This is a genomic window from Lacihabitans soyangensis, assembly GCF_024343775.1.
In the GTDB taxonomy this organism is placed as follows: domain Bacteria; phylum Bacteroidota; class Bacteroidia; order Cytophagales; family Spirosomataceae; genus Leadbetterella; species Leadbetterella soyangensis.
The window spans coordinates 113,494-125,138 of record NZ_RJUF01000180.1; the positions used below are offsets into that span (position 1 = coordinate 113,494).

Sequence of the window (11,645 nt, forward strand, 5' to 3'; positions counted from 1 at the left end):
TTATGACAAAAGTTTTTTTACCTTCAAGATTCCTGCCACCAATGCATCTATTTCCTCAAAAGTGTTATAGACTGAAAATGAGGCTCTTGCCGTCCCTGGAATACCCAAACGTTGCATTAAAGGCTGGGTACAATGGTGACCAGTTCTTACCGCAATTCCCTGTTGATCAAGTATAATTCCGATATCTTGCGGGTGTATTCCCTCTAAAACAAATGATATTACACTCACCTTTTCTTTGGCCTTCCCAATAACTGTAAGACCCTCAATTGACTCCAATTTCTCAGTAGCGTAAGCTAGCAGTTCGTTTTCGTAAGCCGCGATATTTGTCTTTCCTATGTTTTGTATATAATCCAAAGCGAATTTAAAAGCTACAACGTCGGCTATATTCGGCGTACCCGCTTCAAACTTATAAGGTAAATCAGCATAGGTGGTCTTTTCAAAAGTCACTTCTTTTATCATTTCTCCACCGCCTCTGTATGGAGGCATAGCCTCTAAAAGCTCTTTTTTGCCATAAAGAACACCCATTCCGGTTGGTCCAAATAGTTTATGAGCGGAAAGAGCATAAAAATCAACATCCAAAGCCTGTACATCAATATCAAGGTGGCTACTAGCCTGTGCCCCATCTATCAAAACCTTTGCTCCAACAGCGTGGGCTTTGTCGATAATGGTTTTGATGGGATTTATAGTTCCCAAAGCATTAGAAACATGCACTACGGAGACAAATTTCGTTTTTGGTGAAAGTAATTTTTCATACTCTTCCAAAATTATCTCACCTTCATCATTGATTGGAATTATCTTCAGAATACACCCTTTTTCTTCACAAAGCATCTGCCACGGAACAATATTGGAGTGGTGTTCGAGTGTAGATATGATAATTTCATCGCCCGCATTAATGAATTTTCTACCGTAAGTACCAGCAACTAAATTAATACTATCAGTAGTGCCATAGGTAAATATTATTTCCTCAATAGAATTAGCATTCAGAAAGGATTTAACGGTTTTTCGTGTGGCTTCAAATGCCGCAGTGGCTTTTTCAGCCAAATGATGAATGCCACGATGAATATTGGCATTATAACCTTCGTAGTAGTTTTTCAATGCCTCAATAACCACAGAAGGCTTCTGAGTGGTTGCGGCATTATCAAAATAAACCAGTTTTTTGCCGTTTATAGATTGCTCTAGTATCGGAAAATCGTGTCTTATTTTATTGATATCAAGTTTCAAAGTAATCTTTGTTGTAAATAAATCCTTATTTGGAATTTATTTGAGTTTGTTTTCAATCATCGTATCCAACATTTCTCTTAGTTCCTCTATTTTGATTTGAGAAACTACATCTTCTGCAAAAGCCACCAACTGTAATCTAATGGCCTCTGGCTTAGGAATTCCTCTTGACTGCATGTAAAAAATCGCTTCATCATTGAGTTTTCCTGTGGTTGTTCCATGCGAACATTTTACATCATCAGCCCAAATTTCCAACTGCGGCTTACTGTTCATTGTAGCTGAATCTGAGGTGATTACATTTCTACAATTTTGGTATGCATTGGTTTTTTGAGCGTCTTCTCTAACGAAAATTTTGCCATTAAAAACACCATTCGAGCTATCCATCAAAACACCTTTATAAAGCTCGTTGCTCTCGCAATTTGGCATTTTATGATCTACAAGTGTATGATTATCAACGTGTTGTTTTCCATTTGGAATATAAAGTCCATACATGTGGTTGTCGATGTACTGACCGTTGAGAACCAAGTTCAAGTTATTTCTTACAAAACCACCATTGAGGGTAATTGTTGCAGAATAGAAGTAACTTTTATCCTCCTGATTGACCTGTGTGGTACCCACATGGTAGCTCTGGTCGTTTTCATCTTGAATTTTGTAATAATGTGCTATGGCTTCTTTATCTACAAAAATCTCGGTTACAAGGTTTGAAAATGAAGTTTTTTGTCCCTCCGTCTGGAAAATCTCTACAATTTTTACCTCCGAGTGTTCACCTACCACTATTAGATTATGGAGGTTTACAGCTATATCTTCTGATTTTACGTCGGAGATATATCTGATTATAATAGGACTTTCTAGAACATAGTTTTTGTCAATAACAATCACACTTCCGGTGTTTGAAAGTGCATTATTCAGAGCAGAAAGCCCTTCTTTCTCTGTTTCAACGTATTTTCCGTAATGTTTTTCTATTACTTCAGGAATCTGCTCAACTGCGGTTTCGAGTGTCAAGACTTTGATTTTTGGGACATTTCCTAAAGTTGAAAGTTCCTCATTAAACACTCCATTTACAAAGCAAATAGAAATTCCTTCTAAACTTGAGAAAGGCAGAGCTTCGAGGTCTTTTTTCGAAAAATTCGAATCAGAATTGAAACTAAACTGAATTTTATCTAGGTTTTTGAGATTGGAATATTTCCAATCTTCGTGCTTTACAGTCGGAATTCCGAGTTTTTTAAACTGGGCAAAAGAATGATTCCTCATTTTATTGAAATCAGAGCCGCTTTTACCGTTTAAGTTTTTTTGAATATTCTCAAATTCAGCCTCAAACTGGGCTTGAATATTTTGAAACGACATTTTTCTTTATTTTAATGAATTAATTATCAAACCATTGATGCTTCTAATGCATCGGCTTCAGATTTAATCCAATCATAGCCTTTTTCTTCAAGTTCCAAAGCCAATTCCTTGGTCCCCGATTTAACGATTCTTCCTTTATACAAAACATGAACAAAGTCAGGTACGATGTAATCCAAAAGTCTTTGATAGTGCGTAACAACAATAAATGATCTGTCTGCCGATCTTAATTGATTTACACCATCAGCTACGATTTTCAAAGCATCTATATCAAGACCAGAATCTGTTTCGTCCAAAATACCCAAACTTGGCTCTAACATGGCCATCTGGAAAATCTCGTTTCTCTTTTTCTCACCGCCAGAAAAACCTTCGTTTAGTGATCTTCTAAGAAGTTGGTCATCAATTTTTACACTTTTTGCCTTTTCTTTCATCAATTTCAAGAATTGAGCAGCATCTAGAGGCTCCTTTTCATGATATTTCCTGATTTGATTGATAGCTGTTTTGAGGAAATTGATGGTTGTAACACCAGGAATCTCGACTGGATATTGAAAAGCCAAGAAAATACCTTCAGCCGCTCTTTCCTCTGGAGCAAGTTCTAGCAAATCTTTGCCATTAAACTCTACGGTTCCACCAGTGACTTCATAATCTTCTCTTCCAGCCAAAACAGAGGCCAAAGTACTCTTTCCCGAGCCGTTTGGTCCCATTATAGCGTGAATTTCACCTGGCTTTATGTCCAAATTTATTCCTCTAAGTATCTCTTTACTTTCTACTCTTGCTTGTAAATTACTGATTTTCAGCATAAATAAATATATCCCTTTAATTGTGGTACAAAGATAAATTATTAACTTTTAATAATAATCATTATTTTTAATAACTCTAAATAGTCTAACCTTGTTCCCATACACTGTATTTTTATTTTTTTTAAACTAATTGGTATGTTCATTCGTATTTAAATAAAAAGATAAAAACATGAAAAAGATATTAATCGCCTTTTTAGCAGCCTTTACTTTCACCATGAGCTGTGCTCAGAAAACCAAAGACAACTGTAACATAACCAAGATTAAAAAGACTGAAAAAGAGTGGAAAGCCCAGCTCACACCTTTACAATACAATGTAACGAGGCAGTCTGGCACAGAAAGGTCTTTTACGGGCATTTACTGGGATAATCACGCCAAAGGCATTTACAAATGCATAGGTTGTGGATTGGATCTATTTACGTCCGAAACGAAGTTTGAATCCGGAACGGGTTGGCCAAGCTTCTGGAAGCCTATTGACCCATGTAATGTTGAAGTGGGAACAGATGCAAGCCTAGGAATGGTTCGTGACGAAGTAAAATGCAAAAGATGTGACGCACATTTGGGTCACGTTTTTGATGATGGTCCTAAGCCTACAGGTCTGAGATACTGCATGAATTCGGCCAGTTTAAAATTTGTGGCCGTGAAGTAAATTTATAAAACCGCAAAGACGCCTGGTCGCAAGGGGAATTTGGTTGCAACCTTGTGCCTTTGCGGTTTGATTTTTAAAGTCTCGGTGCCGTTGGTTTGTTAGGCATATCGAAATTATTCGCTCCTTTTACCTTGACTTTCCTTTTATAGACCTTGTCGTGAACCGAAGCATAAATGGTATCAAAATTAGGTCCTCCAAAGCACAAATTGGACACTTGTCCTTTGGTTTTAGGCAAGGGCACAATAGCATTTACTCTTCCCAGTTGGTCCATAACTTGTATTCCACTCAAACTTGTAACATAAATACGGCCATCTCTGTCGCATTTTATACCATCACTCCAAGCGTTTTCATCTGTATCTCTTACATGTAGCCAACCAAATTTTTGTTTATTCGTTAAAGTACCATCTGGCAGAATAGAATACACCCAAACCCAATGAGATGCAGATTCTGTCACATAAAGTTGTGTTTGGTCCGGAGAAAAACATAGCCCGTTGGCAAATTTAAGTCCTTCGTCTAAGATGACTTTATCCCCGTTTGGTCTTAACAATAATAGTTTACTGGGCTTCTCTCTTCCGTCCGGTTGAGTTATGTAAATATTCCCATTATTGGCTATGGATATATCATTACCCGGAGTTTCTTCTGTAAGGGCTTTTATGAACTTTCCATCTGCTCCATATTGGTGAATTTGTTTAGTTGGCGGCTGCGACCAACCTCCCGTGATGGTCAGCATCTGCCCGTCTGGTCCAAAAGTGGTGCCACTTGCTTTTTTTGCATCCTCTACGTAGACTTCTGGTTTGCCAGCAGCGTTTATTTTATAAGTTTTAGAATTAGGTATGTCCTGAAAAAACACTTCTCCTTTCGCATTTACGGCTGTACCTTCGGTAAAGCCGTATTTCTCACCAACCAATTCCCAATCTTCATTTTCTATCAGAATATCTTTCAAGAATTGATTTTTAGACTGCCCGGCTTCTATTTTCTTTGGATAATCTCTCCAAAGCCACCTCATGGCATCAGCAAAAACGGCTGTTCCATGCTGCCCATTGTGGCCACCTTCTCCCCATACGTGCTTCACATCATAACCCGCGAAAGACAATGCTCTTTCCATGGTCTCGTTGGCTTTCCACCAATCTCCAGCATATATATTGAGGTCGTTTGAGCCATCTTGAAGAAATATTCTCAATAGCTTTGGTTCGTGTTTTCTTACCAGAATATCGTACCTGTCAGCTCCTCTTAAGCCCACGTAAGTACCAATAGCACTAAAGACTCTTGAAAATTCCTGAGGTTTTTCCCAAGCTGCTGTAAATGCACAAACCGCACCGCTACTTGAACCACCTATGGCTCTATCATTGCCGTTTTTAGACAAAATAATTGCTCGGCCATTGCTACTTTTTTGTTTTTCAACTTCTGGCAAAACTTCTTCCAAAAGAAAGCGGGCATAATTATCTCCTAAACCATCATATTCGTAGCTTCTGTTAAATCTGTTTAAGGCTAAATCCGCATTTTGAGCTTTTACCTGGCCGGGAGTAATGAAAACACCGATCGTTACAGGCATTTCTTTTTGATGAATCAGATTATCAAAAACTGTCGGGGCTTTCCATTGAATTCCATCTTGATTCACATACACACAAGCCGGCTTTTTGCCATCGTATTGTGCTGGTATATAAATACTTACTTCTCGGGTAGTACCCGGAAAAATTTTTGAATTTTCAAAAGTAAATTTTATGATTTCACCTTTTGGTACACCTGCTTTCTCAATAGAAGCTACGTCTGAAGGATATGACTCTGGGGTATTTTGCCCGATGGCTTTACCGACAAGAAGTAATAAGAGAAATACGATATTTCTTTTCATTTTAATTGTTTAAAGGTTGAATAATTTAGAAATCTCTCTCAATGCATGATTTCTTTGACTGCAATTTATCAATTTCGGAATCAATTATCTATTTCGATGGTAATTTTCTTGTTTGTATGTTTTAGATTTGATAATTGATTCAACCAAACAACATATTTTGGAAAACAGAAAAATTAAAGTGGGTGTTGTTCAGGCCACTCCAGCCTTGTTCGACATTGAGAAAACCATTGAAATTGTCATTTCTTGGATAGAAAATGGAGCAAAAGAAGGCTGTGAATTGTTGCTATTCCCTGAGTCGTTTATACCTTGTTATCCACGCGGACTAACTTTTGATGCGGTTATCGGCCGACGTTCTGATAAAAGCCGTGACCAATGGCTCAAATATTGGAACGGCAGTCTAGATTTGAATCCTGAAAGTACAACTGCCAAATATCTTACAAGATTAAGCGAGGCTATAAAAAAGGCAAATATTATTGTTGCTTTGGGAGTAACTGAAAAAGAATCGTTAGGTAGCTCATTGCATTGTTCACTTTTGTATTTTGGTAAGGATGGAAATTTGCTCGGGAAACACCGAAAGCTAAAGCCAACAGGTTTAGAAAGATATATTTGGGCAGAAAGTGATGGTTCAACACTTACAACTTTGGATACTGAAATAGGTAAAATCGGAGGACTAATTTGTTGGGAAAACTATATGCCACTGGCCAGAATGGCCATGTACAACAAAGGCGTGGAGATTTACCTCGCTCCCACTGCTGATAGTAGAGAATCTTGGCAATCCACAATGCAGCACATTGCTCTGGAGGGCAGATGCTTTGTTTTGGCGGCCAATCAATTTGTTAGAAAATCTGATTATCCAGCTGATTTTAAAGAGGATTTGGCAATTGAGGCGGAAATAATGTGTACGGGGGGAAGTGTAATCTTGTCACCTATGGGCGAAGTTTTGGCTGGTCCATTATGGAACCAAGAAGGTTTACTAACCGCAGAATTGGACTTTTCGGTTTTGGCAAAAAGTAAATTGGATTTTGATGTAATTGGACATTATTCTAGAAATGACGTCTTTAATTTTAGTGTAAATAAGCAACCAGAAATCTTGAAAGTATAATCATTAGGATAAACCAAGAATCCCTTTTTTATCAAAATAATTGAGGTTTTCTCTTTCATCAAAAATATGCTTGTTATTTTTGTTCCGAACAAATTCTTTTAAATGGAAAATAATATAAAATTTCTTTACGAATACCTCAACAACGCCTCTCCTACTGGTTTTGAATCTACTGGTCAGCAGATTTGGCTGGATTATATGAAACCTTTCATCGATGAAAGTATTGTGGATGTTTATGGTACTGCCGTTGGAGTGGTTAATCCTGGAAAAGATTATAAGGTGGTCATTGAAGCTCATTCTGACGAGATTTCGTGGTTTGTAAACTACATAACAGACTCAGGGTATATTTACGTTAGAAGAAATGGAGGTTCTGACCACCAAATAGCCCCATCGATGCGTGTAAATTTACACACACGTAAAAATGGTATTGTCAAAGGTATTTTCGGTTGGCCTGCCATTCACGTACGTGATGCTGGAAAAGAAGAAACCCCAAGCTTGAAAAACATATTTATTGATGTGGGTGCGTCAACTAAAGCTGAAGTGGAAGCCATGGGTATTCATGTAGGAACTGTGGCAACCTTTGAAGATGGTTTGATGGAATTGAACGAGAAATTCTACGTAGGAAGAGCCTTGGACAATAGAATTGGAGGTTACATTATAGCAGAGGTTGCTAGAAAACTGAAAGAAAACAAAATAGATTTGCCTTATACGCTTTATGTTGTCAATGCAGTTCAGGAAGAAATTGGTTTGCGTGGATCAGAAATGATTTCGAGGAGATTAAAGCCAGATGTGGCAGTCGTTATTGATGTAACTCACGATACGCAATCACCTATGTATGACAAGAAAAAAGACGGCGACATAGCTTGTGGAAAAGGTCCTACACTTTCTTATGGCCCGGCTGTTCAGAATAATCTATTAAATATGATTATTGATTTGGCTGATGAAAAGAAAATTCCTTTTCAAAGAGCTGCAGTAAGCCGTTCGACGGGTACGGATACCGATTCTTTCGCTTATTCGGCTGAAGGTGTGGCCTCGGCATTGATATCTTTACCGCAGAAATATATGCACACGACCGTAGAAATGGTACACAAAGACGACGTGCAGGCCTGTATTGATTTGTATTATGAGTTTTTGTTGAATTTGAAAGCTGGGACAGATTTTAGATATATCAATTGATTTATTTGCCACGAATTCATTCATATAAGATTAAATTCGTGGCAATTTCTTATTCACACCCCACCACCTTATAAATCTTCCCATCGGTTTTGGTGTAAATATAAATTTCACCATTGGCTCCCTGTCCAAATCTCAAATCAGTTTTGTTGTTTTTACAAATGTTTCTAAAATTATCTATTTTTCCTTCTATCTCTAAAGTAAATTCTTGAATATTAGTTGTTTGTCCTAAATTCAAGTCTTTGTTTTCAACAAATAGTACCTTGCCATTTACAATATCTCCAAAGATATATTTTCCTTTTAAAGCCGGAATCTCATTTTCAATATAAACATACCCAGCAGAAATTGCATAGCCTTCGTCGTGGTCATATTGTGCTGACGGCCAGGTGTAAGATGATGTATTCCCTTTTAAATCAAATACTTGCTTCATATTCGCTTCAGGTTTTATGATAAAAGTGCCTTCGCGATAAGGCCATCCGTAATCCAAGCCTTTTTGGCCAATATTTAGCTCTTCTACATTTGTATGACCAATATCAGAGATAATCATTTTACCATCAGGTGACCAGTAGATTCTGTTGGGATTTCTAAATCCTCTACAATAAACCTCACCAGCCATTTCTTTATAATTGGCGTATGGATTGGAGGCAGGAATACCGTAATTGCCATTTTTTGAATTGTTCCCCGCTGGGTCTATCCTCAAAACTGAGCTCCAGGGCGTAGAAAAAGAATTACAGATGAAAGGAAAACCATTTTCAGAGGCTCCACCGTCACCAATTCCAATGTAGAGCAATCCATGATCTTCATCACCAGCTTTAGAGTTTGGATTAAACGCGATTTCTTGCATACCATGAATTTGAGAAACCATATCGATTCTGAACAGTTCTCGCCTTGTCCCTTCAAAAGTTTCAGCTTCGGGATTGTTAGTTTTCCACTCTGTCAATACCCATTGAAGTGTTACTTTGATGCTGTCGGCATAGCTAAAATCTGCTTTTCTCGACTTTGCCTTTTCTGAATGTGCAGTATAAAAAAGTCCATTTTTTAGAAATTCAGGGTGAAATGCATACGAACCCAAACCAGTGGCCAATCCTGGAACATGAATGTATTCGGGTACCATTTTTTTGAAATCAAGGTAAGGCTTGAGTTCTTTTTCGTTAAAATGATACACTATTCCTCTCAAGTCAGAGAGAAAAACTTTCTTTGGGTCATCGTTTAACACGACCATTGTGTTAATTCTAGCCAAGGGGATTTTATCACTGGTGGCAGGTGCGGTGAACAGATATTTGAGTTTTAAAGTTAATTCAGACTTTTTAATAGGTTCAGGAATTGGATTTTTCAGTCCATCTGGCGAAAGAACTTTTCTTGGATCGGGTTTGGTTTGTCGGCTGTTTATGTAGTTTAAAAGGTTTTCAACCTCCATTTTTTTTAAATGAGCAAAATCGGGCATGGCAATGGTTCTTTTATCGAAATTGGGCTCTGCCGCCATTACTTTTTGTGGATTTTTCAGGTAATCAATTAACCAATTTTTGTCTCTTTTTTTGGTAGTTTGAGAAAACTCAGGCCCAATGCCATTTTGGGTAAAGTTATGACAAGCAGCACATTGAAGCTCAAATATTTCTTTGCCCGATTGAATACTTTTTGAGTCTAAACTATACTTGGTTTGAGAAAAAGATGAATGATTTAAGTTAAAGAGAGCAGCTATTAAAACAGTTTTTAGAAGTTTCGTTGACATTTTAATTTTAATGGTTGAATATTTTTCGAAAATACAGTTTTTTTCTGATAACACATTTCTTTTTATGAATATTGAACCATTTGGAGTAGTTTTGCATTCTGTTCTTACAATGGGGGCGACCGGTTTTGACGGCATGATGCCATTGCGAGTATAAGCATGTATGGAGTTGGTGGAAGGTCTCCATTCAAAAAATCTACCGAACAATAACTGGCAATACATCGTATGCCATGGCTGCTTAATTTCGGAGTAAATTAGCATTCGCCATCGTTCCTCTTTTGCTAACCTCTGTTGCGGGAGATCAAGGAGCGTCGAAAATAGAGAGGCGTTTTAAAGCGGACTTCTGACTTTAAAATAGTAAATGAGAAGATAAGGATTGGGTTAGGTACGTCGGACGGCTTCCCAATTTCGAAAAGTAAGACCGAATAAACATGTAGAAGGCTCGACAGTAGCCGTGTTCGGACCAGGGTTCGAATCCCTGCGTCTCCACTTTGGTAACACGTTAATTATTAGCGTGTTACTTTCGTTTCAGGGAGTTTGAATTTCATAAATGACAACATTATGACACCCGAACTCCTCAATTATTACTTCAAAAAATATAACCTCACGATGTCTGACCCACATCCCTACAAGCTCCCAGTACTGCGAAAATACGACTCTCTCGAGAAGGATTGGTATGTAGAATACTACGCCTATTCTGAGCGAGATGCCAAACTCAAACGCAAGCGAGTTGTTTTGGCAGAGCCAACAGAAAAACAAAGAATCGAAAGAGCCAAATCCGAAATCAAGCTCATTTCCGAAATGCTTAAAGCTGGGGCCATCATAGACCCTATCAAAAAAAAGCTTCAGAAGTCCGAAATCACCAAGACTTCCAAATTAACTGAGGCCATAAAATACTTTTTGGAGCAAAACAAAGCCACCTTGGAGCAAAACACATATGAGAGTTACAAAAGACATCTTGATCATCTTATAAATTATCTCAATCGCCACCAAAACCAATCCCTTACACTTGAGCAGCTGGATATCCAAATAGCTTACCAATTCACCGATGAACTGATATCAGAGGTAAAACATGGTAATCGAACCCGCAACAACGTAAAAGACACCTGTTCAATCTTCTTTAATTACTTTAAAAAACGTCGGATAATAGAGGAGAATCCATTCAACGAAATACAAAGCCTAAGAACTCATGCCAGGAAATACACAGCCATATCAAAAGAGCATGTAAAAAAACTGCTACAATCATTCCAAGAGTCAGAAGATTTGCAGCTAGATCTGTTCGTACAATTTGAGTATTACGCAGCTTTACGGCCAAACAAAGAACTTCGACTTCTTAAAATAGAGGATATCCTCGACAAAACCATAGCCGTTCCCTGCGATACATCCAAAAACAAGGAAAAGGAACACGTTCGTATTGCTCCACCGCTTGAAAAAAAGATTCAAGAACACAATCTTAGAAGCTATCCGGGCGATTACTATATTTTCTCAAAAAACGGTTTACCAGGTCCAGAACACAACGGCAAAAAATACCAATACATGCGGCACAGAGAACACCTCAAGGCTTTAAAAATTGACCATCTGCAGTATGATGTTTACTCCTGGAAACATTCAGGCGTAATTGCCCTATTCCTAGCAACCCAAAACCTCGAATTAGTCCGCCAACACTGCAGACACAAAGACGTGGCCACAACCATCAAATACCTGCGAGACCTCGGCCAATTCACCGATTACGACGAAATCAACAAATTCCCCGAAATATAACCCCGTACAGACGCCATGCATGGCGTCTCATA

Annotated in this window: 9 protein-coding genes and 1 other RNA gene; 5 read left to right on the forward strand and 5 right to left on the reverse strand. The window is 38.1% G+C overall.

Features of this window, described 5'->3' with window-relative positions:
* The 3 genes from EGI31_RS19280 to sufC are packed head-to-tail and all read right to left on the reverse strand — an operon-like array spanning window position 1 to window position 3,359.
* Window positions 1–1,227 (reverse strand): SufS family cysteine desulfurase, encoded by a 1,227-nt coding sequence (locus EGI31_RS19280; RefSeq protein ID WP_310586234.1) that lies wholly within the window; start codon window positions 1,225–1,227, stop codon window positions 1–3.
* A gap of 30 nt (window positions 1,228–1,257) precedes the next feature.
* Window positions 1,258–2,562 (reverse strand): Fe-S cluster assembly protein SufD, encoded by a 1,305-nt coding sequence (sufD, locus tag EGI31_RS19285; protein ID WP_255038791.1) that lies wholly within the window; start codon window positions 2,560–2,562, stop codon window positions 1,258–1,260.
* 26 nt (window positions 2,563–2,588) lie between these two features.
* Window positions 2,589–3,359 carry a Fe-S cluster assembly ATPase SufC gene (gene sufC, locus EGI31_RS19290; RefSeq protein ID WP_255038792.1) on the reverse strand — a complete coding sequence of 257 codons (771 nt, stop codon included), beginning with the start codon at window positions 3,357–3,359 and terminating at the stop codon, window positions 2,589–2,591.
* A 169-nt stretch (window positions 3,360–3,528) separates the two neighbouring features.
* Here sufC and msrB point away from each other — a divergent pair, with 169 nt between their 5' ends.
* Complete coding sequence (gene msrB / locus EGI31_RS19295) at window positions 3,529–4,005, forward strand: peptide-methionine (R)-S-oxide reductase MsrB (RefSeq protein WP_255038793.1); 477 nt, start codon at window positions 3,529–3,531, stop codon at window positions 4,003–4,005.
* Window positions 4,006–4,078: 73 nt separating this feature from the next.
* Here msrB and EGI31_RS19300 read toward each other — a convergent pair whose 3' ends face one another.
* Window positions 4,079–5,854 (reverse strand): SMP-30/gluconolactonase/LRE family protein, encoded by a 1,776-nt coding sequence (locus tag EGI31_RS19300; RefSeq protein WP_255038794.1) that lies wholly within the window; start codon window positions 5,852–5,854, stop codon window positions 4,079–4,081.
* Window positions 5,855–6,008: 154 nt separating this feature from the next.
* Here EGI31_RS19300 and EGI31_RS19305 point away from each other — a divergent pair, with 154 nt between their 5' ends.
* Together EGI31_RS19305 and EGI31_RS19310 are read left to right on the forward strand one after the other, a co-directional pair.
* Window positions 6,009–6,956 (forward strand): carbon-nitrogen hydrolase family protein, encoded by a 948-nt coding sequence (locus EGI31_RS19305; protein WP_374760706.1) that lies wholly within the window; start codon window positions 6,009–6,011, stop codon window positions 6,954–6,956.
* Between the two features lie 102 nt (window positions 6,957–7,058).
* Entirely contained in the window at window positions 7,059–8,129 is a 1,071-nt protein-coding gene (locus EGI31_RS19310) for a M42 family metallopeptidase (RefSeq protein ID WP_255038796.1), read from the forward strand.
* A gap of 49 nt (window positions 8,130–8,178) precedes the next feature.
* Here EGI31_RS19310 and EGI31_RS19315 read toward each other — a convergent pair whose 3' ends face one another.
* The gene (locus EGI31_RS19315) at window positions 8,179–9,855 is read right to left on the reverse strand and encodes a PQQ-dependent sugar dehydrogenase (protein ID WP_255038797.1); all 1,677 of its coding nucleotides are present in this window, start codon (window positions 9,853–9,855) and stop codon (window positions 8,179–8,181) included.
* A gap of 111 nt (window positions 9,856–9,966) precedes the next feature.
* On the opposite strand from EGI31_RS19315, the gene ssrA reads away from it, so the two are divergent.
* Window positions 9,967–10,344, forward strand: a transfer-messenger RNA (tmRNA) gene (gene ssrA / locus EGI31_RS19320).
* Between the two features lie 69 nt (window positions 10,345–10,413).
* Entirely contained in the window at window positions 10,414–11,613 is a 1,200-nt protein-coding gene (locus tag EGI31_RS19325) for a tyrosine-type recombinase/integrase (RefSeq protein WP_255038798.1), read from the forward strand.
* The last annotated feature ends 32 nt before the right edge of the window (window positions 11,614–11,645 follow it).

Excerpts from the sequence above, each read along its gene's own strand:
- EGI31_RS19300 (WP_255038794.1), bottom strand. The coding sequence starts at position 5,854 with ATGAAAAGAAATATCGTATTTCTCTTATTACTTCTTGTCGGTAAAGCC.
- EGI31_RS19315 (WP_255038797.1), bottom strand. The coding sequence starts at position 9,855 with ATGTCAACGAAACTTCTAAAAACTGTTTTAATAGCTGCTCTCTTTAAC.
- EGI31_RS19310 (WP_255038796.1), top strand. The coding sequence starts at position 7,059 with ATGGAAAATAATATAAAATTTCTTTACGAATACCTCAACAACGCCTCT.
- EGI31_RS19325 (WP_255038798.1), top strand. The coding sequence starts at position 10,414 with ATGACACCCGAACTCCTCAATTATTACTTCAAAAAATATAACCTCACG.
- msrB (WP_255038793.1), top strand. The coding sequence starts at position 3,529 with ATGAAAAAGATATTAATCGCCTTTTTAGCAGCCTTTACTTTCACCATG.
- sufC (WP_255038792.1), bottom strand. The coding sequence starts at position 3,359 with ATGCTGAAAATCAGTAATTTACAAGCAAGAGTAGAAAGTAAAGAGATA.
- sufD (WP_255038791.1), bottom strand. The coding sequence starts at position 2,562 with ATGTCGTTTCAAAATATTCAAGCCCAGTTTGAGGCTGAATTTGAGAAT.